This window comes from Roseobacter sp. YIN89, assembly GCF_057219365.1.
This window is the reverse complement of record NZ_JBXVVD010000002.1, coordinates 1,028,479-1,053,354: the sequence shown is the minus strand read 5'-3', so window position 1 is coordinate 1,053,354 and position 24,876 is coordinate 1,028,479. Positions and strand designations below refer to the sequence as shown.

The 24,876-nt window shown below is 54.4% G+C and carries 28 protein-coding genes and 1 pseudogene; 17 read left to right on the top strand and 12 right to left on the bottom strand.

Annotated features, from left to right (window positions below; all coding sequences use genetic code 11):
* Positions 1 to 2 precede the first annotated feature (2 nt).
* Positions 3 to 389 (bottom strand): ArsR/SmtB family transcription factor, encoded by a 387-nt coding sequence (locus tag AC2D8V_RS11395; RefSeq protein WP_484733645.1) that lies wholly within the window; start codon positions 387 to 389, stop codon positions 3 to 5.
* A 5-nt stretch (positions 390 to 394) separates the two neighbouring features.
* The gene (locus AC2D8V_RS11390; RefSeq protein WP_484733644.1) at positions 395 to 790 is read right to left on the bottom strand and encodes a hypothetical protein; all 396 of its coding nucleotides are present in this window, start codon (positions 788 to 790) and stop codon (positions 395 to 397) included.
* 52 nt (positions 791 to 842) lie between these two features.
* Here AC2D8V_RS11390 and AC2D8V_RS11385 point away from each other — a divergent pair, with 52 nt between their 5' ends.
* The 13 genes and pseudogenes from AC2D8V_RS11385 (at position 843) to hemA (ending at position 12,625) form a co-directional block, all read left to right on the top strand.
* On the top strand, positions 843 to 1,583 hold the full coding sequence (locus AC2D8V_RS11385; RefSeq protein ID WP_484733643.1) for a cytochrome c biogenesis CcdA family protein: 741 nt from the start codon (positions 843 to 845) through the stop codon (positions 1,581 to 1,583).
* A gap of 16 nt (positions 1,584 to 1,599) precedes the next feature.
* Positions 1,600 to 2,178, top strand: a complete 579-nt coding sequence (locus AC2D8V_RS11380) for a thioredoxin family protein (RefSeq protein WP_484733642.1) — start codon at positions 1,600 to 1,602, stop codon at positions 2,176 to 2,178.
* A gap of 173 nt (positions 2,179 to 2,351) precedes the next feature.
* The gene (soxX, locus tag AC2D8V_RS11375) at positions 2,352 to 2,828 is read left to right on the top strand and encodes a sulfur oxidation c-type cytochrome SoxX (protein ID WP_484733641.1); all 477 of its coding nucleotides are present in this window, start codon (positions 2,352 to 2,354) and stop codon (positions 2,826 to 2,828) included.
* Between the two features lie 23 nt (positions 2,829 to 2,851).
* Positions 2,852 to 3,274 carry a thiosulfate oxidation carrier protein SoxY gene (gene soxY, locus AC2D8V_RS11370; protein ID WP_484733640.1) on the top strand — a complete coding sequence of 141 codons (423 nt, stop codon included), beginning with the start codon at positions 2,852 to 2,854 and terminating at the stop codon, positions 3,272 to 3,274.
* A gap of 24 nt (positions 3,275 to 3,298) precedes the next feature.
* The gene (gene soxZ / locus AC2D8V_RS11365) at positions 3,299 to 3,628 is read left to right on the top strand and encodes a thiosulfate oxidation carrier complex protein SoxZ (protein WP_484733639.1); all 330 of its coding nucleotides are present in this window, start codon (positions 3,299 to 3,301) and stop codon (positions 3,626 to 3,628) included.
* 23 nt (positions 3,629 to 3,651) lie between these two features.
* Positions 3,652 to 4,515: a sulfur oxidation c-type cytochrome SoxA gene (soxA, locus tag AC2D8V_RS11360; protein ID WP_484733638.1), complete on the top strand. Its 864-nt coding sequence runs from the start codon at positions 3,652 to 3,654 to the stop codon at positions 4,513 to 4,515.
* Positions 4,516 to 4,602: 87 nt separating this feature from the next.
* The gene (gene soxB, locus AC2D8V_RS11355) at positions 4,603 to 6,300 is read left to right on the top strand and encodes a thiosulfohydrolase SoxB (protein ID WP_484733637.1); all 1,698 of its coding nucleotides are present in this window, start codon (positions 4,603 to 4,605) and stop codon (positions 6,298 to 6,300) included.
* Between the two features lie 18 nt (positions 6,301 to 6,318).
* Entirely contained in the window at positions 6,319 to 7,590 is a 1,272-nt protein-coding gene (soxC, locus tag AC2D8V_RS11350; RefSeq protein WP_484733636.1) for a sulfite dehydrogenase, read from the top strand.
* The gene (locus AC2D8V_RS11345) at positions 7,574 to 8,896 is read left to right on the top strand and encodes a c-type cytochrome (protein WP_484733635.1); all 1,323 of its coding nucleotides are present in this window, start codon (positions 7,574 to 7,576) and stop codon (positions 8,894 to 8,896) included. The genes soxC and AC2D8V_RS11345 overlap by 17 nt, the downstream gene beginning before the upstream one ends.
* Positions 8,897 to 8,902: 6 nt before the next feature.
* Positions 8,903 to 9,607 (top strand): annotated as a pseudogene (locus tag AC2D8V_RS11340) (c-type cytochrome).
* Between the two features lie 24 nt (positions 9,608 to 9,631).
* A complete protein-coding gene (locus AC2D8V_RS11335; protein WP_484733634.1) occupies positions 9,632 to 10,897 on the top strand; it encodes an FCSD flavin-binding domain-containing protein in 1,266 nt (421 codons plus the stop codon).
* A gap of 82 nt (positions 10,898 to 10,979) precedes the next feature.
* On the top strand, positions 10,980 to 11,408 hold the full coding sequence (locus AC2D8V_RS11330; RefSeq protein WP_484733633.1) for a DUF302 domain-containing protein: 429 nt from the start codon (positions 10,980 to 10,982) through the stop codon (positions 11,406 to 11,408).
* Positions 11,408 to 12,625, top strand: coding sequence for a 5-aminolevulinate synthase (gene hemA / locus AC2D8V_RS11325; RefSeq protein ID WP_484733632.1), 1,218 nt, complete (start codon positions 11,408 to 11,410; stop codon positions 12,623 to 12,625). Before AC2D8V_RS11330 ends, hemA begins: the two co-directional genes overlap by 1 nt.
* Positions 12,626 to 12,671: 46 nt before the next feature.
* Here the strand turns inward: hemA and AC2D8V_RS11320 are convergent, their stop codons facing one another.
* The 3 genes from AC2D8V_RS11320 to AC2D8V_RS11310 form a co-directional block, all read right to left on the bottom strand.
* Positions 12,672 to 13,718 (bottom strand): YeeE/YedE family protein, encoded by a 1,047-nt coding sequence (locus AC2D8V_RS11320; protein ID WP_484733631.1) that lies wholly within the window; start codon positions 13,716 to 13,718, stop codon positions 12,672 to 12,674.
* Positions 13,719 to 13,891: 173 nt separating this feature from the next.
* Positions 13,892 to 14,839 carry an MBL fold metallo-hydrolase gene (locus AC2D8V_RS11315; protein ID WP_484733630.1) on the bottom strand — a complete coding sequence of 316 codons (948 nt, stop codon included), beginning with the start codon at positions 14,837 to 14,839 and terminating at the stop codon, positions 13,892 to 13,894.
* A complete protein-coding gene (locus AC2D8V_RS11310) occupies positions 14,839 to 15,753 on the bottom strand; it encodes an MBL fold metallo-hydrolase (RefSeq protein ID WP_484733629.1) in 915 nt (304 codons plus the stop codon). Before AC2D8V_RS11310 ends, AC2D8V_RS11315 begins: the two co-directional genes overlap by 1 nt.
* 32 nt (positions 15,754 to 15,785) lie before the next feature.
* Between AC2D8V_RS11310 and AC2D8V_RS11305 the strand changes: the two genes are divergently transcribed.
* On the top strand, positions 15,786 to 16,046 hold the full coding sequence (locus AC2D8V_RS11305; RefSeq protein ID WP_484733628.1) for a hypothetical protein: 261 nt from the start codon (positions 15,786 to 15,788) through the stop codon (positions 16,044 to 16,046).
* Positions 16,047 to 16,084: 38 nt separating this feature from the next.
* On the opposite strand, the gene AC2D8V_RS11300 is transcribed toward AC2D8V_RS11305, so the two are convergent.
* From AC2D8V_RS11300 to AC2D8V_RS11290, 3 genes are all read right to left on the bottom strand, one after another.
* Positions 16,085 to 16,564, bottom strand: coding sequence for a YHS domain-containing (seleno)protein (locus AC2D8V_RS11300; RefSeq protein WP_484733627.1), 480 nt, complete (start codon positions 16,562 to 16,564; stop codon positions 16,085 to 16,087).
* Between the two features lie 43 nt (positions 16,565 to 16,607).
* Positions 16,608 to 17,471 (bottom strand): cysteine hydrolase family protein, encoded by an 864-nt coding sequence (locus tag AC2D8V_RS11295; RefSeq protein ID WP_484733626.1) that lies wholly within the window; start codon positions 17,469 to 17,471, stop codon positions 16,608 to 16,610.
* A gap of 168 nt (positions 17,472 to 17,639) precedes the next feature.
* The gene (locus AC2D8V_RS11290) at positions 17,640 to 18,104 is read right to left on the bottom strand and encodes a nuclear transport factor 2 family protein (protein WP_484733625.1); all 465 of its coding nucleotides are present in this window, start codon (positions 18,102 to 18,104) and stop codon (positions 17,640 to 17,642) included.
* 385 nt (positions 18,105 to 18,489) lie between these two features.
* On the opposite strand from AC2D8V_RS11290, the gene AC2D8V_RS11285 reads away from it, so the two are divergent.
* Positions 18,490 to 19,053, top strand: coding sequence for a TetR/AcrR family transcriptional regulator (locus AC2D8V_RS11285; RefSeq protein WP_484733624.1), 564 nt, complete (start codon positions 18,490 to 18,492; stop codon positions 19,051 to 19,053).
* 102 nt (positions 19,054 to 19,155) lie between these two features.
* On the opposite strand, the gene AC2D8V_RS11280 is transcribed toward AC2D8V_RS11285, so the two are convergent.
* Both AC2D8V_RS11280 and AC2D8V_RS11275 read right to left on the bottom strand, forming a co-directional pair.
* Entirely contained in the window at positions 19,156 to 19,644 is a 489-nt protein-coding gene (locus AC2D8V_RS11280) for a hypothetical protein (RefSeq protein WP_484733623.1), read from the bottom strand.
* A 64-nt stretch (positions 19,645 to 19,708) separates the two neighbouring features.
* Positions 19,709 to 20,815 (bottom strand): NmrA family NAD(P)-binding protein, encoded by a 1,107-nt coding sequence (locus tag AC2D8V_RS11275; RefSeq protein WP_484733622.1) that lies wholly within the window; start codon positions 20,813 to 20,815, stop codon positions 19,709 to 19,711.
* Positions 20,816 to 20,911: 96 nt separating this feature from the next.
* Between AC2D8V_RS11275 and AC2D8V_RS11270 the strand changes: the two genes are divergently transcribed.
* Positions 20,912 to 21,490 carry a TetR/AcrR family transcriptional regulator gene (locus AC2D8V_RS11270; protein WP_484733621.1) on the top strand — a complete coding sequence of 193 codons (579 nt, stop codon included), beginning with the start codon at positions 20,912 to 20,914 and terminating at the stop codon, positions 21,488 to 21,490.
* 66 nt (positions 21,491 to 21,556) lie between these two features.
* On the opposite strand, the gene AC2D8V_RS11265 is transcribed toward AC2D8V_RS11270, so the two are convergent.
* Positions 21,557 to 22,930: a sensor histidine kinase gene (locus tag AC2D8V_RS11265; RefSeq protein ID WP_484733620.1), complete on the bottom strand. Its 1,374-nt coding sequence runs from the start codon at positions 22,928 to 22,930 to the stop codon at positions 21,557 to 21,559.
* Complete coding sequence (locus AC2D8V_RS11260; protein WP_484733619.1) at positions 22,927 to 23,601, bottom strand: response regulator transcription factor; 675 nt, start codon at positions 23,599 to 23,601, stop codon at positions 22,927 to 22,929. The genes AC2D8V_RS11265 and AC2D8V_RS11260 overlap by 4 nt, the downstream gene beginning before the upstream one ends.
* Positions 23,602 to 23,729: 128 nt before the next feature.
* Between AC2D8V_RS11260 and AC2D8V_RS11255 the strand changes: the two genes are divergently transcribed.
* Positions 23,730 to 24,836, top strand: coding sequence for a tricarboxylate transporter (locus tag AC2D8V_RS11255; RefSeq protein ID WP_484733618.1), 1,107 nt, complete (start codon positions 23,730 to 23,732; stop codon positions 24,834 to 24,836).
* The last annotated feature ends 40 nt before the right edge of the window (positions 24,837 to 24,876 follow it).

Here is a 24,876-nt window from a genome sequence, read left to right as displayed (position 1 = left end):
GGTCAATCCACGTTCCGGCAAAACAGATCGTAGACCACTTCCATGATTTGCTTCGGCCGGTCATCTGTCAAGCTGTAGTAAATTGCCTTGCCATCCCGACGGGGTTTCACAAGGCCTTCCAACCGCAAACGGGATAGTTGCTGAGACACGGCCGCCTGACGTGCAGACAACAGATCTTCCAACTCGGTCACAGATTTCTCGCCGGTTGCAAGGTGGCACAAAATCATCAACCGTCCTTCATGACTGATGGCCTTGAGGAAATTCGCCGCCTCTTGGGCATTCCGCATCATGCGCTCCATATCTTCGGTGCACATGTTCGGGTCAAAGACAGGAAGCTGTGACGCCTGCGGCGCTTCCGTTTCAAAATCGTTTTCAGAATCCAAAGTCATGTCGTTTATCCGGTGTTTCCAAATGGAATGTTTGCTTCCTTAAAGAGGATCTGAAGCATCGGCCAAAAAAAGTCTTGGCCTGGGTGTCCTTCAATACGTCCCACTTCTTTTCCGTCTTTAACCAAAATGAATGTAGGCGTGAAGCTGACTCTTTTCTTAAACTCAACTTCCGGGGTGACGGCCCGCAGATCATACCGCTGTAAAGGTGCTGCGCGACCCTCGTCCGTCTTGGGGTAAATATGCGCGATTTCTTTGTCCCATTTCTGGCACCAGTAACAGCCGTGCTCTTCCGCCATAAGCAGATAAGTCTCTGCCCAGGCGGCAGCGGGAAAGGACAAAAGAGCCGCGCATAGCGCTGATCTGAACATTTTCATTTGATGCCACGGATTGACGCGTTTCACTTTTCAATCATAATCTGATATTTGAATGTTTCAAGAAGGGAGCCGTATTCGCATGCTTGATGTGACATTTTTAGGCGCCTTTCTTGCGGGGTTGCTGTCTTTTTTATCACCTTGCGTTCTGCCGATGGTACCATTCTACCTAAGTTACCTTGCTGGGGTCGGCATGCATGAAGTGACGCAGAACGCACAAGTGTCACCGGCGATCCGCAGGCGAGCGGTGTTTTCGTCGATTTCTTTTGCCTTAGGTGTGATCGTTGTATTCATCGGCCTTGGTGCGACCGCAACAGCATTCGGACAACTCGTCAGAGAGTATTTTGACATCCTCAGATGGATCGCTGCAGCACTGATTATTGCAATGGGCCTGCACTTTCTCGGAGTTTGGAAAATTGGCCTGCTGAACAGGCAATTTCGCTCGGAAGGCGGCAGCGTCGACAACGTCGGTCTGGCTGGCGCTTTTGTCATTGGTCTTGCGTTTGCATTCGGCTGGACTCCCTGCGTCGGCCCGGTCCTCGCGGCCATTCTTTTCACTGCTGCAGGGCAGGACAGCGCGTCGCAAGGCGCGTCACTTTTGTTCGTTTACGGCGCCGGAATGACTCTGCCCTTTGTGATCGCTGCCCTGTTTATCGGTCCTTTCATGGCGTGGATGAAGCGTTTCAGGCGGCATTTGGGGCTGGTCGAAAAAATGATGGGGGTGTTGCTGGTCATATTCGGTCTTTTGATCGCAACGGACAGGATCAATCTCATCGCTTGGTGGATGTTGGAAAACATTCCTTGGTTTAGCTCGATTGGATAGTCGAAGGGAGGAAGATATGCGTTTGGTTATAGTAACTCTGGCTGCTCTTGCCATGGCAGGAGCATCTCTTGCCGCAGAAATGGGTGATGATGGTCTGCACAAAGCAGACTGGATGCGCGATACGTTCAAAGATTTGCAAGAAGACTTTGCGGAAGCAAAGAGCGAAGGGAAAAGGCTCGTGTTGCTCGTTGAGCAAAGGGGCTGCCTCTACTGTCGCGACATGCACGAAAAAACCTTTCCCGATCCACGGGTCAATGCTCTGCTCGAAAATGACTATTTCGTCGTTCAGCTAAATCTGCACGGCGATATCGAGATCGTCGACACAGATGGTGAAGAACTTTCCGAAAAACAGGCCATGCGCAAGTGGGGGATTTTGTTCACACCAACAATGGTTTTTCTTCCTACCGAATTGGACGATCAGACTTCTGCACAAAAGCAGGCGGTAGCAATTATGCCAGGCGCATTTTCGGCTGGAACAACGCTGGACATGATGACTTGGGTAAAAGAGGAACGGTATCTCGATACGTCCGAAGAAGACTTTCAGCGGTATCACGCGCGGAAGATTCAAGAACGCGATGATGGTGATACAAGATAATCCGGCGGATATTCAGTATATAAAACAGAGGATTAGCTTTGGTAGCGCAATGCCGGTGGGTTGCTCATAACTCATATATAAATTCATGTAGATGAATTTGTTGTTGCGTGATTTTGAATGTGTGCGTTAGTGTACAAAGAAAATGACAAACAGAGTCGTCCTAGGGAGGGTGCATGAAAAGCGCAGTAGGACTGGTTGCATTTGCAACAGTATTCGCACTGCCGGTGTTGGCTGAAGAGGTCGCGCCGTCGGATGTAGTTTTTAACGAAGGTGTCATCGAGACATCGCTGACCGGGGTTGCCGGAGATCCTGTTGAGGGCGCGGTGCTGATGAACAAGGGTGCGGGCAATTGCATTGCTTGTCACGCGGTCACCGAGCTTGATCACCTTGCTTTCCATGGCGAGATCGGCCCGCCGCTGGATGGTGTCGCAGATCGTTGGTCAGAAGCAGAGCTGCGGGGCATCATAGCTGATGCGAAGCAAACGTTCGAAGACACAATGATGCCGTCTTTTTACAAGGTTTCCGGATTTGTGCGTATCGGCGATGCCTATACAGGAAAAGCACATCCTGAAGGGCAGGTGGCTCCTTTGTTGACCGGCCAACAGATTGAAGACGTCGTCGCCTACCTGATGACGCTCAAAGAAGAATAATTCCCGAATTCGAGGAGAGAAAAATGAAACTCACACGGCGAAACATGCTGTTTACGACTTCCGCCAGTGCAGTCGCAGTGGCGATGGGAGCTTTCCCAGCGTTTGCGACGGTTACCGACGATGAAATCGCGAAAATCACCGGCGGCGCTGAAGTTGCCGAAGGGGCGATCACAATCGATGCGCCCGAAATTGCCGAAAACGGAAATACAGTTCCGATTGGCGTCGATGCGCCCGGTGCGGTCGCTGTAACGCTGCTGGCGGATGGCAATCCACTGCCACAAGTTGCGACTTTCCGGTTTGGACCGCTCAGCGCATCCAGATATGCGTCCACTCGGATCAGATTGGCAAAAACACAAAACGTCATTGCGATTGCAGAAATGGAAGATGGCACTTTCCAGAAAGCTTCTGCGAACGTCAAAGTAACCATCGGCGGCTGCGGCGGCTAAACCGAGAAGACGAGGAGATACACAATGGCATCTGGAGTTAAGCCCCGCGTCAAGGTCCCCAAAACAGCTTCTGCTGGGGAGACAATCACCATCAAAACGCTGATCAGCCATAAAATGGAAAGCGGACAGCGTAAAGATAGTGACGGCAACGTTATTCCGCGGTCGATCATCAATAGGTTCGTCGCTGAGTTCAACGGCCAAAACGTCATCGATGTGACACTTGAACCTGCAATTTCGACGAACCCGTACTTCCAGTTTGAAGCGGTCGTGCCGGAATCCGGCGAGTTCAAGTTCATTTGGTACGATGACGATGGGTCGGTCTATGAAGAAACCAAGGCGATTTCAGTCTCTTAATCAGACTGGACATGGGAGGAAATATGACGACGGACCACAAAAAGAATATCGCTCGCCTTGCACTGGGTTTCGCGGCTGGAGTTGTTGGTTTGGCAGCCTATGCGGGGCCGGACGACGACAAGCTGGTTGTCAACGGCGAAATAGAGATGATTACCGCAACCGATGCTCCTGAGCATATGGAAAACGTGAGTACAATTTACTCTGGCTGGCGTTTCCGCTCTGACGAAACACAGGCTTTTCAGGTCGATGATTTCGATAACCCGTCGATGATATGGGTGGAGCAGGCAGCAGAGGTTTGGGATACACCGGATGGCGCAGCGAATAAATCATGCTCCTCATGCCACGAGGGTGTTGACAGCATGGCTGGCGTAAAAGCGGTTTATCCGAAGTGGAGTGAGACTGCGGGCAAGGTCATGACTCTTGAGCATCAAATAAACGGGTGTCGAGAAGAACGGATGCAGGCCGAGCCTTGGAAATATGATGGCGGCGACATGACCAATATGGTCGCGCTTCTCACATCAGTTTCGCGTGGCATGCCCGTGAATGTTGCTATTGACGGGCCTGCCCAGACCACTTGGGAGCAGGGTAAAGAGATTTATTACACACGCTATGGTCAACTGGAGCTTTCCTGCGCGAATTGTCATGAAGACAACTATGGCAACATGATTAGGGCGGACCATCTGAGCCAGGGCCAGATCAACGGTTTCCCGACCTACCGGTTGAAGAACACCAAGCTCAATTCTGTTCATGCACGCTTCAAAGGGTGCGTTCGTGACACCCGTGCGCACACATTCGCGCCGGGCTCACCAGAATTCGTGGCACTGGAGCTTTATGTTACCTCGCGCGGTAACGGGTTGAGTGTCGAGGGTCCTTCAGTACGAAACTGAATATGAATGAGAGTCCCGTGTTGCGGCACGGGGCTTTTTTTGTCACTTTATATTCAAATATGCGCATGTGAATGGAAAGATGAAAACATGATCTCCAGACGTGACTTTTTGCAAGTTGGAATGGCCACTGCGGCACTCTACGGCACGACAGGTTTTGGGAACTGGGCGCGATTGGCCGCGCAACAGTCGTTGTCGCAGGACAGCCTGCTGGAGTTCGATACATACGGTAACGTATCTCTTATTCACATCACCGATATCCACGCACAGCTCAAACCGATCTATTTCCGAGAGCCTTCGATCAACATCGGAGTAGGGGGGAACAAGGGCGCCGTTCCGCACGTTACCGGAGCGGACTTCAGGCGGCTGTATGGCATCGAAGATGGATCGCCCTCTCATTACGCCTTGAGCTCTGGCGACTTTTCGTCACTTGCAGCAGGCTATGGGCGGGTTGGCGGGCTTGACCGTGTCGCAACCGTAATCAAGGCGATCCGCGCGGACAGGCCCGACGCTATCCTGCTCGACGGTGGCGATACGTGGCACGGTTCATACACCTGCCACAAGACAGCAGGGCAGGACATGGTCAATGTCATGAATGCCCTCGCCCCAGATGCGATGACCTTCCATTGGGAGTTCACGCTGGGTGCAGAACGTGTCGAAGAATTGGTAGGACAACTTCCCTTCGCCGCACTTGGACAAAACATTTTTGACGCCGAATGGGACGAGCCGACTGAGATGTTTCCCCCGTACAAGATGTTCGAGCGTGGCGGGACCAAGATTGCCGTAATCGGTCAGGCTTTCCCCTATCTGCCCATTGCAAATCCCCGTTGGATGTTCCCGGAATACTCTTTTGGCATCCGCGATGAAAACATGGCAGCCATGGTGGAAGAAGTTCGCGCTGCCGGGGCAGAGTGTGTTGTTGTGCTGAGCCACAATGGTTTCGACGTGGATAAGAAGATGGCCAGCGTTGTTCCGGGTATTGACGTGATATTGTCTGGACATACGCATGATGCGCTGCCGGAACCCGTTCTCATAGGGCAGACTATGATCGTCCCGTCAGGATCGAATGGCAAATTTGTAAGCCGCGTGGATCTCGATATTCGCGACGGGCGGATGATGGGTTATCGCACCAAGCTCATTCCGATCTTTTCCGACGTAATTGAGCCTGACGCCGAGGTCGCGGCGATTATTGATGCCGAACGAGCGCCTTTCGAAGAAGAGATGGCCGAAGTTATCGGGCAGACTGACAGTCTTTTGTACCGCCGAGGTAATTTCAACGGCAGTTGGGATGATCTTATTTGCGATGCGCTTCTGTCCGAAAGAGATGCTGAGATTGCTCTGAGCCCAGGCGTCCGCTGGGGCCCATCCTTGATCCCGGGGCAGGATATCACCCGCGAGGATATCTTTGGTGTCACCTCGATGTCATACGGTGAAGCCTATCGAACCGAGATGACAGGCGATTTTCTCAAGGTCGTACTGGAGGATGTGGCAGACAACATCTTCAATCCCGACCCCTTCTATCAGCAGGGTGGTGACATGGTTCGTACCGGAGGTCTGGGTTACCGCATCGACGTAACCAAGCCGCAGGGTGAACGCATATCCAACATGACATTGCTGAGCAGCGGAGAAGCTATTGACCCCGCTAGAAGCTACGTGGTCGCGGGCTGGGCGAGCGTGAACGAGGGCACAGAAGGACCCAAGATTTGGGACGTTGTGGAAAACCACGTGCGCAAACTTGGAACGGTGAAATTAGAGCCAAACAACAGCGTCGAAGTCGTCGGCGTTTGAAAATCGGAGAGCTAGAAAATGGATGACATGTTCAAACCATCTCGTCGGGCCTTCCTGAGAGGCAGTGCTGCAATGGCAGCCGGTTCTGTCGCGGGGGCGGCTGCAGCCCAAGGCCCTGATCCGCTAATCACCGAGTTGCAGGACTGGGCGTCGATAACCGGAGCCGGTGTGGACGAAACACCCTATGGCCTGCCTATCAGGTTTGAGGCAGATGTGGTCCGCCGCAATGTGGAGTGGCTGACAGCTTCTCCTATTTCGTCGATCAATTTCACGCCGATCCATGCGCTTGATGGCACGATCACACCGCAGGGATGTGCGTTTGAGCGGCACCACTCGGGCGCGATTGAACTGGCCAAAGAGGATTATCGCCTGATGATCAATGGGCTGGTCGATACACCATTGGTATTTTCGTATCAGGACATCGAACGCTTTCCGCGTGAAAACCACGTCTATTTCTGCGAATGCGCCGCGAACACCGGAATGGAGTGGGCTGGAGCACAGTTGAATGGCGTTCAATTCACGCATGGCATGATCCATAACATGGAATACACCGGTGTTCCTCTGCGCACTTTGCTGAACGAGGCAGGCCTCGGTGCTGCTGGCGATCTGAGCGACAAGTGGGTTTATGTCGAAGGTGCCGATGCTTCTTCCAATGGTCGATCTATCCCAATGGAAAAGGCGTTGGATGACGTTTTGGTCGCCTTTAAAGCCAACGGTGAAGCGTTGCGGATGGAACATGGCTATCCCGTCAGGCTGGTGGTTCCCGGATGGGAAGGCAACATGTGGGTCAAATGGCTCCGGCGCATCGAAGTCGTTGATATGGCTGTCGAAAGCCGCGAGGAAACTTCGAAATATACCGATGTACTGGAAGACGGCACCGCCCGCAAATGGACGTGGGTAATGGACGCGAAATCGGTAATCACTTCGCCAAGCCCGCAGATGCCGATCGAGCACGGAAAGGGTTCGTTGGTTATCTCTGGACTGGCGTGGTCGGGCCACGGGCAGATTACGCGCGTAGATGTTTCAAAGGACGGTGGCATCACATGGCAAACCGCACGTCTGGGCAAGCAGGGCGACACTAAGGCGCTCACCCGTTTCTATTTGGATACGGAATGGGACGGTGCGCCGATGCTTTTGCAAAGCCGCGCCATGGACGAGACAGGCTATGTGCAGCCCACCAAAGATCAGCTTCGCGATCAGCGCGGCGAAAACTCTGTCTATCACAACAATTGCATTCAAACTTGGTACGTCAACGAACAGGGAGTGGCTGAAAATGTCGAAGTCTCCTAACCTTCTTTTACCTGCCGCTGGCGGGACAGCCTTGGCTCTCGGTCTGGCATTCGGGCTCGCTTCACGCGACTATCGTGCAGACCAGATCGAAACGCTGGAAAGCCGTGTGAAACAGGTGGAACAGCATGTCGCAACGGCAACCGCCAAAGCAGCAGCAGAAGCAGAACGTGCGGCCGGGTTGGAACTGGAAATTGCTGAAGTGCAAGCGGCAGCCGCCGAACAAATGGCAAGTGCTGCTGGCGTTTCGGAACCGGCGCCAAAGGTGGAGGGTCGTTACGGTATTGGGCGCGCCGCCTTGGAGGCGGAATTGGCCGCTTGGGACGTGGATGTATTGCCGGACGGGCGCGGACTGCCGGAAGGCTCGGGCGACGTATTCACAGGTGAAGAAGTTTTTGCCGATAAATGCGCCTCATGCCATGGCGATTTCGCCGAAGGCGTTGACAACTGGCCGGTATTGGCTGGCGGATTTGACACTCTCGGTGACAAGGACCCTGTAAAGACGGTTGGGTCGTATTGGCCTCACCTCTCCACCGTGTGGGACTACGTACATCGCTCCATGCCATTTGGTGAAGCGGGTACTCTGTCCGCTGACGAAACCTATGCGATTGTTGCCTACATTTTGTATTCCAACGACTTGGTTGATGACGATTTCGAATTGTCTCATGAGAACTTTGGCGACGTGGAAATGTATAACGCCGATGGCTTTGTGGAGGATGACCGGCCCGAGCAGGAGTATTCGATGTGGCGCACAGAGCCTTGCATGGAGAACTGCAAGGACGAAGTGAAAGTGACGATGCGGTCGGTTTTCATCGTGGAAACACCAAAAGAAGGTGGAACCAATTCCGTGATGAACCCAGCAACGCTCGAGGGGTTGCCCCCGTTCACAGCAGAGGGACCGGCTTTTGTTCCGGTATCGCAGCCCAAAGCCGAAATTGTCGAAAACGCGCCGAAAGAAACACAAGTGGCAGCGAAAGTAAACGAAGGATCCGAACTGATCGGTGACGGCGAAAAAGTGTTCCGCAAGTGCAAGGCCTGCCACGCCGTCGGCGCTGGCGCGAAAAACAAATCTGGCCCGCAACTAAATGACCTGATTGGCCGCACAATGGGGTCCGTGGATGGTTTCTCCTATTCCGCAGCTTTCAAGGCCGCTCTCGAAGAAGGCCGCATCTGGGATGAGGCTGCGCTTGCGGAATTTCTGGCAAAGCCGAAGGCCTATATGAAAGGGACCAAAATGGCATTTTCCGGCTTGAAAAAGGAACAGGATTTGAAGGCGATTACAGCCTACCTCAAATCCGTCGGAGAATAGCCCGTGTTGCGTAGCTCGTTTATTTTCTTTGGGTTTGCGGCTGTTCTTGCTGCTTCTTCAGCATCAGCCGATGGCTTGGGTGACGCCGAAGCGGGAAAGAAAGTGTTCCAGCAGTGTTAGGGATGCCATCAAGTAGGTGAGGGGGCGAAAAACCGTATCGGCCCACACCTAAATGACTTGTTTGGTCGAGCGGCTGCCGGCTTGGAAGACTTCAAGTATTCCAAAAGTTTCCAGCGTGCCGGATCGGGTGGCCTTGAGTGGCACGCTGAAACGCTGGACGCATTTCTGGAAAATCCGCGGTCCTACACTTCGGGCACCCGAATGAGTTTTCGAGGACTGAAGAAAAAGGTGGATCGTGACAACGTTATCGCCTTTCTGCGCGTCTATTCTGATGATCCATCAAACATTCCTGAAGCAGACCCGACTGCGAAGGCGACGGACCATAATCTTGATCCGGAAATTCTCGCCATTCAGGGTGATCCGGAATACGGCGAATATCTGAGCAGCGAATGCACAACGTGCCATCAATCAGATGGCGGAGATGATGGAATCCCGTCGATCGTGTATTGGCCGGCGGATGACTTTGTCGTTGCTATGCATGCCTACAAAAACAAGCAACGCAATCATCCCGTGATGCAGATGGTCGCGGGCAGGCTCAACGACGAAGAGATTGCTGCATTAGCGGCATATTTCGAAAACCTCGAAAACTGAGGACCAATGGGAGGACAGTAACTCATGAGTATGAACAGAAGATCCTTTTTAGGAAAAACAGCGGCTGCTACCGCAGTCTTGTCGGCGCCGGCAGTTCTGGCTGACGGTCACGGTAAACCACGGGTCGTGGTCATCGGTGGTGGTGCAGGCGGCGCAACAGCCGCTCGATATATTGCCAAAGACAGCAAGGGCGCGATCGATGTGACGCTGATCGAGCCGACACGGATGTACTACACCTGCTTCTTCTCCAACCTTTATCTTGGCGGATTTAAAGAGATCGAGGACATCGGGCACAGCTATGGTGGGCTTGCTGCCAACGGCGTGAACGTTGTGCATGACTGGGCGGTTGGTGTTGATCGGGACACCAAGACTGTCAGCCTGGCTGGCGGCGGTTCAGTGAAATATGACAAGCTTATCTTGAGCCCCGGTATCGATTTCGTGGACATGTCGGTTCCCGGCTGGGACGTATCCACGCAAAATGCCATGCCCCACGCCTACAAAGCGGGTTCCCAAACCGAATTGCTCAAGGCGCAACTCATGGCCATGCCTGAGGGTGGTACGTTTGCGATGGTTGCGCCGCCAAACCCATATCGCTGCCCACCCGGGCCGTATGAGCGCATCTCGATGGTGGCGCACTACCTGAAAAACAATAATCCGACTGCCAAAATCATCGTGGCAGATCCGAAACCGAAGTTTTCCAAAATGGCGTTGTTCCAAGAGGGTTGGGCCAACCATTACGAGGGTATGGTCGATTGGATCGGCGAAGACTTTGGCGGTGGCAACGTTTCGGTCGACACTGCCGCTATGACGCTGACAATCGATGGTGAAGAAACCAAAGTTGACGTTTGCAACGTCATTCCGGCGATGAAGGCGGGTCGTATCGCGGACATAGCCGGGGTGACAGATGGCAACTGGGCACCGGTAAATGCGGCGGATATGTCGTCTAAAGCCGATCCTGATATCCATGTACTGGGCGACGCATCGCAACAGGGTGACATGCCAAAATCCGGTTTCTCCGCCAACAGCCAGGCCAAGGTCTGTGCAAATGCTGTGCGCGGGGCGCTCACGGGCTCAAAAGTCTTTCCTGCCAAATTCTCCAACACGTGCTGGTCGTTAATCGACACAAACGATGGCGTGAAGGTCGGAGCGACGTACGAGGCGACCGCGGAAAAGATCGCCAAAGTGGATGGTTTCATTTCGCAAACCGGTGAAAGCGCTGAAGTGCGCAAAGCGACCTACGAAGAATCCGAAGGTTGGTACGCAGGCATCACTGCGGACATGTTCGGCTAAAGCAAGCTCCCGGCTTTGATCCTGCTCAAAGCCGGGGCTGATTACCTGTGCGAAGATAAAGCCAAACGAAAGGGAGAAGATGATGAAACCTTTAATCTACCCAGCTGTTTTCGCTTTGTCTGGCTTTGCCAGCGCAGAAGAGGTGATTTCCACACCGTTTGAGGGATCGTTTGATGATGCGACCTTTGCGGTAGAAAGTGCGATCGTCGATCGCGGGTTGGTCATCGACTACGTCAGTCACGTGGGCGAGATGCTGAACAGAACCGGTGCGGATGTAGGAAGTTCGAAAGAGATATTCCAAGCCGCAGATGTTTTCATTTTTTGTTCAGCGGTGCTGTCGCGCGAGATGATGGAAGCCGACCCCATGAATATCGCGCATTGTCCTTACGGAATTTTTGTCGCCGAGCGCGACGAAGGGGTCATAGTTGGCTACCGCGGATATCCGGACGGTCCTATGCAAAAGGTTGAAATGCTGCTGTCCGAAATCGTGGCAGAAGCAACGGAGGAATAATGGACTACAATGCGTTTTTTGCGCGTGAACTCGCGACGCTGAAATCCGAAGGAAATTATCGCGACTTTGCTGAATTGGAGCGTCATCGCGGGGCATACCCGAATGCGACCTGCCACAATGGTCCCGGGGCCGTCACCATTTGGTGCTCGAACGACTATCTTGGCATGGGGCAAAACCCGGTAGTGCTGGACGCCATGCATGAAGCACTGGATCGAACCGGAGCGGGCGCGGGGGGGACGCGAAACATTTCCGGCACAACCCTGGATCACGTGCTGCTCGAAGCCGAGTTGGCGGACCTTCACGGCAAGCAAGCAGCTTTGCTTTTTACCAGTGGATACGTGTCTAACTGGGCCGCGTTGGGCACCTTGGCCGCGCGCATTCCGGATTGCGTGGTTTTGTCGGACGAATTGAACCATGCGTCGATGATTGAAGGCATCCGTCATTCACGTGCGCAAAAAGTGATCTGGAAGCATAACGACCTTGAGGATCTGGAGGCAAAACTGCGAGCGATCCCAAAGGATCGCCCCAAACTGATCGCCTTTGAAAGCGTTTATTCGATGGATGGTGACATCGCACCCATCGCTGGCATTTGTGATCTGGCTGACCGCTATGGTGCGATGACCTATCTCGACGAGGTGCACGCCGTGGGCCTTTATGGCCCGCGAGGCGGTGGCATCGCAGAACGTGAAGGCTTAATGCATCGCCTGACCGTCATAGAGGGGACCCTTGGCAAGGCGTTTGGCGTTGTTGGTGGCTACATCGCGGCTTCGGCTGAACTTTGCGACTTTGTCCGCTCGTTCGCATCGGGCTTCATTTTTACGACCGCCCTGCCGCCTTCGGTTGCGGCGGGTGCTGCCGCTTCCGTGCGTCATTTGAAGTCAAGCACGGAAGAACGCAGCGAACATCAGACAAGAGTGGCAGAGGTCAGGGCGCGGTTGGACGACATCGGTCTGCCGCATCTTGAAAACGACAGTCATATTATCCCCGTGATTGTCGGTGATCCGCATAAATGCAAGTTCATCTCTGATGTGTTGCTGCGTGATCATGGAATCTACATCCAGCCCATCAACTATCCTACCGTGCCGAAAGGAAGCGAGCGGCTCAGAATCACGCCTTCGCCTGTCCATTCCCCAATGGACATAGACAAATTGATCGACGCACTGGCATCACTGTGGACGCAATGCGCGCTTGCGCGGGTGCCAAAGGCAGCCGAATAATCAGTGACTTGATTTGCTGGATTGCCCGCAGGACCAGATTGACTGCTCAGGCTGCGACTTCCGTAGCGGTCGACGGCATCAAAATGCGCCGCATGATGACCGCGCCGGAAATGATAGATGTCAGCGCGATCAAAGCTGACACGCTCAGCATCGCGCTGCCGCTCAGCCCGGCGCCAACTGTACAGCCGCCCGCGAGGACACCGCCAACACCCATCATCACGCCGCCTGCACCATAGCGCAGCGTTTGCGCCGGAGTATCAAAGCTTTGCAGCTCGAGTTCGCCTCGGAGCGCTGCGCTCAGGAAACTCCCGCCCAATACGCCCGTAACAAACCCGACGCCAAAGCCCGCAGGTATCGACGTAGATGCTACAAACCAGAACAGCGTATCGGACCATGGAAGCGTGAACGCAGCTGACTGAACGGGCAGCGGATCGAACTCATCCATAAGCAAGATGGTTGTGGCGGACCATCCCGCAACTGCGACCAGCCCGATCAATGCGCCCAAAGCAAGTTTGACTGTGCGTGCGTCGTTTTTACGTGCAAGAAAACCGGCGACGCCCAAAAGCAGCATGCCGATTGCGGCTGCCAGAAACGGGGATTGGGCCAGAACGCCCGAGGGCACGTCGATCGAGAAGCTTCCCAGTGCTGTTCTAACAGGGGCGAAAACGCCCTTGAGTGTTGCGTGGGCGATCAGGGCAAACACCGCCAACACCACGACAGCGCGCAGATTGCCGGTCGCTGACAGCACCGTCAGCCGAGACACGCACCCACGAGTGAGAACCATACCCGCGCCAAACAACAGCCCCCCGACGACGATTGCAGCCAAAGGTATATTCGATGCTTGAAACCGATGCCCGGTGGTCTCGACCAGCCCGACGTAATTTAATGCCGCAAAACCAACTACGGCTGTGCCCAACGCTGTGAGCCATACCGCCATAGCAGATGCATTTACGCCCTGTTCACTGGCAACGGCGCGCCGAAGGCAAAACTTCGATGCTTGAGCGGATGCTCCAAAAACCAGACCCAAGACGAGTGCAAAGATCAATTGCAGCGTTTGCACTGAAAGCGACGTATCAAAAGTCTCGATAAGCATTGCGGGATCTCCATTCGATCCTTGCAATTTAGATGCGCCGCTGAATTGTCAATGAGCGCTCAGTATAACGCTGTCCTTGAAGGCACCGCTTCTTTGAAAAAGCGTTCCAATTAGTTGCCGCAATTGCAATGTAATCGGCACGCTTGTTCCGTATTTTGGGAAGCCAGTCTTTTTTACTCGAATTCCATCTGTTCATACACGCGACCTGCATTTCGCGTTGCCAGTTCTTCAAATGTGTCGAGATGCGCATAAGGTGACTGATCCACATAATATGCGTCTTTCAATTCGCCCCCGCCATCGAGATGCTCGCCGATCTTTTCGCGAAGGTAGACAAGATAGTCTCTCGTGAAGCGCCTTACCTGATCCATGTTAGTCGGGTGGCCGTGCCCGGGAATGACGTAAGTTGCGTTCAAAGCCTCGAAACAACATTCCCAAGTCTCAATCCAGTCCAAGACAATCGTGTCTTCAAAGATCGGCAGCATACGCTCGTGGAAGGCCATGTCGCCAGCAATCACAAGGTTTTGCTCAGGTAGCCAGACCTGAGTATCGCCGGGGCCGTGCGCAGGGCCAAGATGCAAGACCTCTATCTTGTAATCGCCCATTTCGATGACGCGTTTGTCCTCGAACGTATCTGTCGGCATGGCGACGAAGGTGCCTTCAGCTTTGTCGCGGTTGTAGCGCTTCATGCTTTCAAGGATGGCATCCCCTCGCGCCTCAATCTCGTGGGCGGCATCGACATGGGCAAGAATTGGCACGCCTTGTTCCGACCAGTAAGAGTTTCCGAGCATCGCGTGCCCCTGACCATTCTCGTCTATGACGAGTTTGACCGGTTGATCCGTGATGGTTCTGATTTCCTCATGCAGTGCTTTGGCCAAGACATAGGCTGCACCGCCGTTAATCACGACAACACCGTCTCCGGTAACGATAAAGCTAAGGTTGTTGTTGTGGCCGGTGTTTTCATAAGTGGGAGGTGCAGTTGCACCAATGGCAGACCAGACATTGGGTATGAATTCCACGGGTTTGGAGTAGAGCGGGGATCCCGGGTATTGGTCTGGAATATCTTCGCTAGCGACAGCCGCCGACGCGACAAAGCAAGCAAGAAGGCTTTTGAGTGCGCGCATCACGAGGCCTCCGAAATAAACTTGTAGCCATCACCGTCTTTCGCGGCACGCCCCATTCCGCCATCCGGCAGATGGAAACCGACGAGTGTCATGTCTTCCGCTGTGAGGCGGTCAAACAGTATTTTTCGCGTGGATATTGCCGTGTCCTGATCCTGATCCGATCCGCTGCGCCATTCCGGTCGGCGGAATGCCACATGATGGTTGCCAATAGCATCACCGACAACCATGGCTGCTGCATTGCCTTGCCGTATCTCGAATGCCATGTGGCCCGGTGTGTGTCCGGGTGTAGAGACGGCGGCAATACCGGGCAAAACTTCCTGACCGTCGTCGAAGAGTTCGACCATGTCCTCTATTGCTTCCATGCGCCGTTTTGCGCCAACGGCGAACGCTGCACGCGCATCTCCAATGGAATTGGCGGTTTCAGGATCCCACCAATAGTCCCACTCCGCGCGGCCCATCATGTAGCTCGCCTCGTAGAACAACGGCTCATCGAAATCGTCGAGAAGCCCCCATATATGGTCTGGGTGAGCATGTGTGAACAATACATGAGTGATGTCTTCCGGGGCCAGCCCCATCGCATCCAAGGACTCCACGATCTTGCCGGCGGTCGGCATGAAATCCGGGCCTGAACCAACGTCAAAAAGGACCGTGTTTGTCCCGTCGCGATACAGTGCGAGATTGCATTCAGGGGTCAACTGTTCACCCGCAACACCATACTCTTGCAATATCGGGGTGAGCTGATCCTGCGGCATTGGTTCAAAAATGAAGCTTGCAGGAAGAACCAGGTTACCGTCGCTCACTGTAGAAAGTGTGGACGAACCCAACGACAAATTGGCAATTGCAAAGTTTGGCAGGCTACCGGCCAGCAGCAAACCGGTTCCTGATTGCACAAAACGTCTGCGTGAAAGATGCATGATATTCACTTCCCACTATTAAATTCTTTTATATGAATATGAATGAATGGCACTTTAAGCGCAAGGTTATGTTCGGGGAAATCGCATTCAGCCGTGCAAAGTCGTTCTGCATCGCGTGCTGCGGCTCTATCAGCAACCGGGCGTTGTCACCGGACCCGCACCTCATTCACAGCAAACTCCGTTTATTCGAGCGCTGCAGCAGAATGATTGCGAAAAAGATCTGCCAGACACCGCATCAGCAAGATGAAAGGCAGCCATTATTTTGGGGCAATCAGGCTATTGCGACGGCGTGAACCTATGTTCGCGCCGCCGCTGGCAGTTGGTGTTGGGATCAGAGTGCACCAACAGATGTGTTGACGATCTCGGGCCATTTTTCGTCGGCGCCGGCGATAACCGCCTGTGGATTTTCGAGGTATTTCTCGAGGATCGCGGCGTTTACGAACAGATACAGCTTTCCCTCGATGATGTCTGCGTAGCGTACGTCGCCGTCAAGCTTCTTGCCTACATAAACACCGAAGGCGCAAAAGCCGCCAAACTGGGGCAGGTAAGCCTGCGGATTAGCTTCGAACGCCATTTTTGCTTCGTTCGAAACAAAATAGTAGTCCACACCGTCAAATGTCGCTGTATGGGCTGCGTCACCTTGTGACGGCGCCGCACTATTGAACATCGAAATCGGGTCGACGCCATGCATGCCCAAGGGGTTGCCATTGAGGGTCAGGCCGTTGCCGACGTTGTATTCATCGGCCGCAAAAGCCGCCGTCGAAATGGCGATTGAAACAGCGAAAGCCTGGAAAATCAGAGAAGGTTTCATGGGATAATTCCTTTTGGAGGAGGGGGGAGGGTTATTGAGAAGATCAGGCGGAATTGCCGATGCGTGTTACCGCGTCATCCGTCCACCAGACGCCATTTGCCACCATGCGGAAGTTGATAATGGCTGCGAGGTAGCCGTCACCTTCAGGAACCTTGGCCCCTGCAGTCGCGTCTCTGACAACGGCAACTTCATACCCCAGTTCCAACAGTTCATAGAGGTGAGCTTGCGTACACAGGTTGGCGGACATGCCGGCAAGGATCACCTTGTCGATGCCGCGTTTGCGCATTTGCAGATTCAGATCGTTTTGCGCAGGGCTGTAAACTTTGTGAGGCGAGCACACGATGGTTTCGCCGTCCTCGATGTATTTTTTGTACTGTGGCATCCAGTCTGCGCCGGACCCTTCGAAATTATCGAGGTTTAACGGGCCAAGGCGGTCAAACATGCCGATGGCGTGCATCGTCTTTTCCAAAGTCCCTTCAAACTCCCACTTGTGATCGTGCGGGTAGTAGTAATGCGGTGAGATGAAGACCGGCATGCCCGCAGCTTTGGCGGCAATGAACAGGCGTTCGATGTTGTCCACTGTGCCTTGTTCGGTCACGCTTTCGCCAACAACCCCCCAAGTCACACCATCTTCTGACAGGAAATCGATCTGCGGATCCGTAACCACCAACGCGGTACGACCTGGTGTGATTTCCATATCGACCTGCGGCAGCCCTGGGTTTTCTGGATCAGCGTATGCTGCTTTCGCTTCATCTGTTGCCGCTTGCAGAGAGCCGCCTGCCACCGTTGCAGCGCCTGCTGCACCGGCAGCGGCGACGCTTGCGAGAACGCGGCGCCGCGCGAGATCAACGCTTTCTTCGGTGTGCCCGCATTCGCAAGCATGATCATGGTCATGATGTTTCGTCATTTTGATATTCCTTTCGTTTCAAATGTGCGGCGGTATCTGCGCCTGGGTTTGGGACGGGTCTTTTGCAAAGCCCGACCGTTTGCAGCCGTGAAAACTGCGCTGCTCTTGAGTTCTTTTTTGTTGTCCATTGGTGGTGGCGTCTGTTGGCGAGGCCGTTTTTCCGGGTTTTTAAAGACCAAGCTCGCCAAGACCTTTGTGGTCTTCAGGTCGGACATGTCCTTTCCAGTGGAACAGTCTTTGACCTGCGGTGATGGGCAGATCGTTGATTGAGGCGATGCGTCGCTGCATCAGGCCAGCCGTGTCGAATTCCCAGTTTTCATTTCCGTAAGACCGGAACCACTGATTACTGTCATTGTGCCACTCATAGGCAAAACGCACGGCGATCCTATTTCCTGCAAAGGTCCAGAGTTCTTTGATGAGCCGGTATTCAAGTTCGCGGGCCCATTTTTCACTTAAAAACCGAATGATCTCATCGCGCCCTTGAAAAAAACTGGTGCGGTTCCGCCAAACGCTGTCCGTCGAATAGGCAAGCGACACTTTAGCGGGGTCTTTCGCATTCCAGGCATTTTCGGCGAGGCGGACCTTTACCGCGGCGGTTTCTTTGGTGAACGGGGGGAGTGGATGTCTGAGCATTGCAGGTCCGTCTGATGGGGAGGGGGCGCCCTGCTCCCGTCGGGAGGCACTGAAAAGAGCAGGGCGCTTATTTTGCAGCGTCATCGGAGCTTTTGGGGAGAGACGCGCAGCACCTGTATTCACGCCTTGCACGGGGAGGATCGCTGGCTGTGAGTTTGTGTGTGGCATCTGGGGTGGCTCCAGTTCGCTGCTATTGGGTTAACCGATCAGTTAACTTATACAAAGGTGTACAGATCGGTTAACTTTGTCAACACATAGATTTTCGATTTGATTTTGAGCAGGAATCACCAAAGCGTTATTCGATATTTTTCATATACTTATTGAACAACGATCTCCTACAATATAGTTTTCAAGGTGAACAGATCGGTAAATAAAACGGCGAATCATGCGACAAACAAAACGCGATGAACTGGTGAAGAAATCGCTCGAAATCTTCTATCGGAACGGCTTCCACGCTACGGGCATGGACATGCTGGCCGCTGAAAGCGGCGTGTCGAAGACGTCGATGTACAAACACTTCCGCACCAAAGAAGATCTGATCCTTGCTGTTCTAAGGCTGCGGGATGAGAATTTCCGGAATTGGCTCTTCCGGCGAATGGAAGATGCGGGTGACGCGCCCATCGAACAATTGCTCGGCATGTTCGATGCTTTGGCAGAATGGTTTGACCAGCCGGGCTATCGTGGCTGCATGTTTATCAAGGCAAGCGCAGAATATCAGGAAAACGACCACGCTATTCACGTGCAGTCTTCAGAGCACAAGCGTCTGCTTTTTGACCACATAGAAGAAATCTGCACCCGCATGGGGGCTGGTAAGCCAGCAGACTTGGCACGTCAGCTTCTTTTGCTCAAAGAGGGTGCGATTGTGATGGCCGTTCTTGGCAGAGGTATCGACGCGGCACATGATGCAAAATCAGCGGCCAAAATGCTGCTGCACGCATCAATGAATTAACACCTGCCAGCGTCCCGCTTCATTTTGCAGATGTATTGCGGTGCGACGGCCTGAAGGCCGCCGCCGAAACTTCATTCATCGTCAGAGTTGGGGATTGCGCCGTCAGGCTGCTGCGGTCTTCCGGCTTCCCTTTGTCAGAAGCAGACCAAAGATCATCCAATGGGAAACCAGCAGAACTGGCACGAAAAAAGTCGGAATGAACCATGTCGCACCGAAATAGTCGATGGCCTCAGCCTGACGAAGGGCATTCCCTAAATCGAATGTTCCAACGAGGTTGAACACCCAAACCAGCGGCACCGCAAATGCCGCGCCGAACCGCAAAGCGATCAGAGCAAAGAGCGCCAAAACAGCAGATAGCAAGTCACCGTAACCGGCGCTGTTGGCGAAGGCCTCAGGTAGGCCGCCGCTGTTAAGGTTCGGCACCAGAAAACTCAATCCGATGTGGCGAAAACTGTGCGGCAGAATAAGAACAATCAGCGCCGTTGAAGTCGACAGCGACGAAAGCCAAGGCGATAGGTACCATGCAGCAAGAACTGAAATCACAATCAGGCTTAAGAGTATTTGGATAAAGAATATTCCCATGACGGTCATTTTGGGGCTCCCTTCCGGAGTGAGGTGGTTTTGAGGTGTGATGAGGTGTCAGGCGGTTCGGGTTTCACGCAGCGGCAGTTGCTGCCTTCCTGTTGCCAATTGGGATGTGGCGCGCTTGCCATTCCGCATCGTCCTGGCTGAAAGACGGAGAGGACAATTGAACGTAATCCCGTTGTCTTTGCGCCCTCTCGAGATCGAATGGACGTGTGGCCAGAATCTTGAGAAAGCCAGCTACCGCACCGATACGTCGCCCAAAACTGCGCTTAAGATCCGGACGTTCTGCAACGCGTCGGCGCACGATGCTTTCGAAAGTCTCGGGCGCGCGCCCGCCTACATGTAGAACATCCGTGGTCGGTGCGTTCACCGTGAAAGCGCCACGTCGGTACTCTTCCGAATATATGGCCAGCTGCGTCACTGCGGCTTCGGAATAGTTTGCCGGGGGAATTGCCTTCAACGCTTTGACCATCATGCGTTCCGAGATGTTAGCATAGCGCACCCGCCGCCCCAACGCGCGTCCCATGGCTTCGGCAAGGTCATTGGGTGAAAGCAGGGTAGGTCCGGTCGGGCGGTAGGTGTTGCCGCTGTGACTTTCGGGATCGGTCAAGGCCGCAACCACAACACTTGCGATGTCTTCGTTGGACGGTGGCGCGTTCTTTTTTTCATCGCCATCGCCGAGTGGCATCGTGAAAACCCCTAAATGCGCGGCCATGTCGAGCACCATGAGGTAGTTGTCCGCGAACCAGCCCACATTAACGGTGGTAACCGACATCTCGGAGCGCAAACTGATCAGGATGTCGCTGATGTAGACTTCGCGCGTGAAAAGGGATGGGTGATCGGCGCTGGCCAGCCACTGACTAAGGGTTACTACGTGTTCGAGGTTTGCCTCGCTCGCTGCAGCGGTGAACACGGCGTTAAAGTGTAGCCCGTTGGGGGCCGTCGGCGCACATTGGTATGCGCGTTGCACGCCCTTCATCGCCGCCCTCATGTCGGTCAGTGCGTATTGGTTGCCGACAAAGACTTCAGCGCCCGCTGTTTCAAGCAAATCAGTGCGGTGATCCCGCTGCCGTACAAACGCTCTTACGGGAAAGCCTTTTGATCTGAGTTGAAGAGATGTCTGCAGCCCGGTTTTCCCGCCTGCGCTGGTCACCAGAATCTTTGGTTTGCTTGTCATCGAGGGCTCCATATGGATGATTATTGTAATCTATAAATTGGATGATATACAAAATCTATAATGTCAAGCCCGCCTCGGAGATCACACGTGCCAAGAATGTCGGAAGCAGAAAAACAACGTAGCCACAGCAGGATACTTGATGCCGCTGGCGAACTGTTCAGAGAGAGAGGTATCGAATCCACGAGTGTAGCGGATGTGATGAAGGCCGCTGGCATGACCCACGGCGGCTTTTACCGGCATTTTGATTCCAAAGACGAACTTGTTGCGGCCGCTTTCAAACACGCCGTCGACCAAGTTGTCTCTGCTGTGGAGCAGCAACAAACACCGGATCAGCGCGACGAGAAACGCGAGGAGTACATCGCCAATTACCTGTCGGATGCGCATGTTGAAAATCGTGCGCAGGGCTGCCCGCTGGCAGCAATGGGCGCAGAGCTTGCAAGGAATGATGGTCTTCTCCGGCAGGCTGGCGCGGACGCGGCAATGCGAATGGCTGCTCTTCTTCAGTCGCGCAATGCGTCTAATACCGAACAAGGGCACGCAATCATGGCGCTCCTTCTTGGGACAATCACTCTCGCCCGTCTGGCAGAGACAGAAGAGGGCTCTCGCAAGGTTCTGGAGGCAGGTCGAAAAGGGCTACAAAACCTGCGGGGCAGTTGGCCCAAATCTGACGCTTAGAATGGGCGCGGCGCGCGCGCTCCAAATTGCGGCCCAAAACTCTTTTGGAAAAGGTTGCGTCGCGCATTACTGCTGCGTCTGGCTGATAGGCAATGTGATCCGCACCGAAGTGCCGTTGGTGCGCGGTAAAATTTCAAGCGTGCCGCCGTGATTGGACGCGACCCTCGCCGCAATTGGCAACCCCAACCCGCTGCCCGGCCCATTATTGAGCTGACCAAAACGAAGCGTCGCATCGAAGTGTTTGTCGGGCGGAATGCCAACGCCGTTGTCTTCGACGGTCAGCACAGCTTGACCTTCGTGGCGCGTCACGTGTGTTGTGATCTTGTCCATGGAGTCTCCGCCGTGAACCATGGCGTTGTTAAGCAGGTTCACAATCGCCTCGCGGATCATGACAGGATCGCCGACGACAGCGATACCCTCGTCTGTAATGTCAGTTTCCAGATCAACATCTCGTTGGGACGCCAGTGCGCTGGTTTGATGCACAACATCGGTCACGAGGTCACCGAGATCAACGCGGTTGGCCGTGCGCGTCATGTCAGAACCTGCAGCCCGTTCGAACGACAACAACTGGTTTGTAAGCCGACTGGTTTGGCGGGCCGCCTCAACCAGCTCCTTGCTGCGCTTTTTGACCGAGGCGGGATCAGGTGCTCTTTCAACCGCTTCCGCCAGAGCCAGAACGCCGGCGACGGGGTTGCGCAACTGATGTGCCGCGTTGGAGATGAACTCATCCTTGGAACTGATCCGTCGCGAAACCCGGTCGAGCAGACTGTTCAGCGTTGCAACAAGACCTTTGGCTTCTTCTGGCACGTCTCGCAGTATCGGCTTGAGTTCGCTGGGGGACCGCTGGGCGATAGCGTCCTGCAAGTCGAGCAGCGGACGAAGCCCCAGACCGACACCAAACCAGACGACAAGGATCAACGACGTCACCAAGAGAAGCGTAACCGCCACGGAACGCATGACGACATCGCGCACAAAGCTGCTGCGCACATCCGCACTTTGCCACACGGTCACGCTGTACACCCCCGACACGTCGGCGACGGTGGTGATGTACTGGATGCGCAGCACCCGTACGTCACGACCCTGATACGCTGCTTCGTAAAAAAACGGCTCTGCCGTCTGCGCGGGCGCAGGTGTCGGCGGAACCGGCGGGGTTGAATACCCCGTAACGAATACGCCGTCAGGTGCATACACGTGGTAAAAGACCTCGCCACCAGACGTGTTGTTGACCAGCCTTCGTGTGTTGGGGCTCAGCGCATCCCCGTCCGATAACGCCACATCTCTTGAGATCGCCAAAGCGGCAGACAAAAGCCCGCGGTCAAAGATGATTTCCGCGCGTTTGGTCTCGCTGGAAAACTGCCAGACCGCCGCGAGTGACGCGATCACGACCAGAGGCAACAGAATGATGACGACAAGCCGCGCGCGCAAAGAAGGAAGAATCATCCGTCAACCTCGACAAGCAACTGATACCCAAGACCGCGTTTGGCTTTGATTGACAGATCAAAAGGTTTCAGGCGCCTGCGCAGACGTGAAATATACACTTCGACCACGCTGTCTTCGACATCAGCGCCGGTCCCGTAAGCGTGTTCAAGCAATGCCCCCTTTGACACAAGCCGCCCGTTTGCCATCGCCAGACATTCGAAGATCGACATTTCGCGCCGGGGCACCTCAATCTCGGTTTCCCCGTCAAACAGTTGGCGTGCCGTGACGTCATAGCTGAGCGTTCCGAACTGGCGCATGTTGCGCTGCGGGATTTTGCGCCTGCGCAACAGCGCGCGCACCCGCGCCTCGAGTTCGGCCATCTCAAACGGTTTGATCAGGTAATCATCAGCACCAGCGTCCAGACCGATCACACGGTCGTCGGTTTCAGCGCGCGCCGTCAATACGATGACGGGCCGGGCGTCTTCGCGATTGCGTAACTCTTTCAGCAGCGAAAGACCGTCCAGACCGGGCAGGTTGATGTCAAGAATGATGAGATCGGACCCGTCAGACTTGAGAAACACCTGCGCCTGCAGACCGTCATGCAACACGTCAACGGCATGGCCTGCGTCTTCCAGCCGATAGGCGATACCCTTGGCCAGACTGACATTGTCTTCGACTAACGTGATCCGCACGGACTTTTTCGACCTCTGCAAGTTTGGCGCAAGGTTCGCAGGTCATCTTCGAAACATCAACTGGGGCGGACACCCCACAATGATTCGTCGACGGCGCTGGAAAATTGCGCCATCAAAGGGAGGAATATATGTCCATCACCAAAACCACGCGACGCGTGGCCGTTGGCCTTGTGGCCGCTGCCGCCGCGACATTCGCAGTACAAGCCAACGCCGGAGGTCACGGGATCGACCTTGAAGGCAAAACAGTTGAGTGGATCATTCCATTCTCCGAAACCGGTGGCTCAGCCAAATGGGCCAACTTCTACGCGCCGCTGCTGTCCGAGGCCCTGCCGGGTCAACCGACCGTCGTGGTCAAGTTCATGCCGGGTGCGGGCTCGACCAAAGGCGCCAACTTTTTCCAAGAGCAGGAATACGAAGACGGTACACTGATTTTCGGTTCTTCGGGCTCCACGCAGTTCCCGTTCCTGTTGGGTGATCCACGGGTAAAATACGACTATGCGGACTGGAACGTTGTTCTGGCGTCCGGCACGGGCGGTGTCGCCTATCTGCCACCGGATCTTGCCGCCAAAATGGATGGCATGGATGCCACACCGCTGCAAGGCGAAGACTTCATCTACGGCAACCAGGGCGCCACGCGCCTTGATCTGGTGCCAACGCTGGCATGGGAAATGCTGGGTCTTAACGTGGAAAGCGTCATGGGCATCAAGGGCCGTGGCGACGGCCGTTTGATGTTTGAGCGCGGCGAAGCAAATATCGACTATCAGACATCGTCGTCCTACCTGTCCGGCGTGACACCATTGGTCGAGGCGGGCACTGCCGTTCCTATGATGACATGGGGGTCGCTGGACGATTCAGGCAATATCGTACGTGACCCAACCTTCCCGGACATTCCCACGTTCAAGGAAGTGTGCGATGCAACACCTGCATGTGACACTTCCGGTGAGAAGTGGGAGGCATGGAAAGCCTTCTTCATCGCCGGGTTCCCCGCGCAGAAAATGGTCTTCCTGCCAAACGGTGCGTCTGCCGATGCAATGGTGACCTACACCAAGGCATTCGAAGCGGTAAAAGCACGTGCTGACTTTGCTGAAATCTCCTCCAAGCGTCTGGGAAAATATCCTCAGATGACAGGTGAGGCGGCAGAGCAGGCGAAATCCAGCGCAACGTCTGTATCTCCCGAAGCCAAAGCGTTCATCGTGAACTGGTTGCAGGAAAAGTACGGCGTATCGCTGAACTGACCTTTACTTTCTGAACGCCCCGCCCGCCAAGGCGGGGCGT

Excerpts from the sequence above, each read along its gene's own strand:
- AC2D8V_RS11395 (WP_484733645.1), bottom strand. The coding sequence starts at position 389 with ATGACTTTGGATTCTGAAAACGATTTTGAAACGGAAGCGCCGCAGGCG.
- AC2D8V_RS11385 (WP_484733643.1), top strand. The coding sequence starts at position 843 with ATGCTTGATGTGACATTTTTAGGCGCCTTTCTTGCGGGGTTGCTGTCT.
- AC2D8V_RS11380 (WP_484733642.1), top strand. The coding sequence starts at position 1,600 with ATGCGTTTGGTTATAGTAACTCTGGCTGCTCTTGCCATGGCAGGAGCA.
- soxX (WP_484733641.1), top strand. The coding sequence starts at position 2,352 with ATGAAAAGCGCAGTAGGACTGGTTGCATTTGCAACAGTATTCGCACTG.
- soxY (WP_484733640.1), top strand. The coding sequence starts at position 2,852 with ATGAAACTCACACGGCGAAACATGCTGTTTACGACTTCCGCCAGTGCA.
- soxZ (WP_484733639.1), top strand. The coding sequence starts at position 3,299 with ATGGCATCTGGAGTTAAGCCCCGCGTCAAGGTCCCCAAAACAGCTTCT.
- soxA (WP_484733638.1), top strand. The coding sequence starts at position 3,652 with ATGACGACGGACCACAAAAAGAATATCGCTCGCCTTGCACTGGGTTTC.
- soxB (WP_484733637.1), top strand. The coding sequence starts at position 4,603 with ATGATCTCCAGACGTGACTTTTTGCAAGTTGGAATGGCCACTGCGGCA.
- soxC (WP_484733636.1), top strand. The coding sequence starts at position 6,319 with ATGGATGACATGTTCAAACCATCTCGTCGGGCCTTCCTGAGAGGCAGT.
- AC2D8V_RS11345 (WP_484733635.1), top strand. The coding sequence starts at position 7,574 with ATGTCGAAGTCTCCTAACCTTCTTTTACCTGCCGCTGGCGGGACAGCC.
- AC2D8V_RS11335 (WP_484733634.1), top strand. The coding sequence starts at position 9,632 with ATGAGTATGAACAGAAGATCCTTTTTAGGAAAAACAGCGGCTGCTACC.
- AC2D8V_RS11330 (WP_484733633.1), top strand. The coding sequence starts at position 10,980 with ATGAAACCTTTAATCTACCCAGCTGTTTTCGCTTTGTCTGGCTTTGCC.
- hemA (WP_484733632.1), top strand. The coding sequence starts at position 11,408 with ATGGACTACAATGCGTTTTTTGCGCGTGAACTCGCGACGCTGAAATCC.
- AC2D8V_RS11320 (WP_484733631.1), bottom strand. The coding sequence starts at position 13,718 with ATGCTTATCGAGACTTTTGATACGTCGCTTTCAGTGCAAACGCTGCAA.
- AC2D8V_RS11315 (WP_484733630.1), bottom strand. The coding sequence starts at position 14,839 with ATGCGCGCACTCAAAAGCCTTCTTGCTTGCTTTGTCGCGTCGGCGGCT.
- AC2D8V_RS11310 (WP_484733629.1), bottom strand. The coding sequence starts at position 15,753 with ATGCATCTTTCACGCAGACGTTTTGTGCAATCAGGAACCGGTTTGCTG.
- AC2D8V_RS11305 (WP_484733628.1), top strand. The coding sequence starts at position 15,786 with ATGAATATGAATGAATGGCACTTTAAGCGCAAGGTTATGTTCGGGGAA.
- AC2D8V_RS11300 (WP_484733627.1), bottom strand. The coding sequence starts at position 16,564 with ATGAAACCTTCTCTGATTTTCCAGGCTTTCGCTGTTTCAATCGCCATT.
- AC2D8V_RS11295 (WP_484733626.1), bottom strand. The coding sequence starts at position 17,471 with ATGACGAAACATCATGACCATGATCATGCTTGCGAATGCGGGCACACC.
- AC2D8V_RS11290 (WP_484733625.1), bottom strand. The coding sequence starts at position 18,104 with ATGCTCAGACATCCACTCCCCCCGTTCACCAAAGAAACCGCCGCGGTA.
- AC2D8V_RS11285 (WP_484733624.1), top strand. The coding sequence starts at position 18,490 with ATGCGACAAACAAAACGCGATGAACTGGTGAAGAAATCGCTCGAAATC.
- AC2D8V_RS11280 (WP_484733623.1), bottom strand. The coding sequence starts at position 19,644 with ATGACCGTCATGGGAATATTCTTTATCCAAATACTCTTAAGCCTGATT.
- AC2D8V_RS11275 (WP_484733622.1), bottom strand. The coding sequence starts at position 20,815 with ATGACAAGCAAACCAAAGATTCTGGTGACCAGCGCAGGCGGGAAAACC.
- AC2D8V_RS11270 (WP_484733621.1), top strand. The coding sequence starts at position 20,912 with ATGTCGGAAGCAGAAAAACAACGTAGCCACAGCAGGATACTTGATGCC.
- AC2D8V_RS11265 (WP_484733620.1), bottom strand. The coding sequence starts at position 22,930 with ATGATTCTTCCTTCTTTGCGCGCGCGGCTTGTCGTCATCATTCTGTTG.
- AC2D8V_RS11255 (WP_484733618.1), top strand. The coding sequence starts at position 23,730 with ATGTCCATCACCAAAACCACGCGACGCGTGGCCGTTGGCCTTGTGGCC.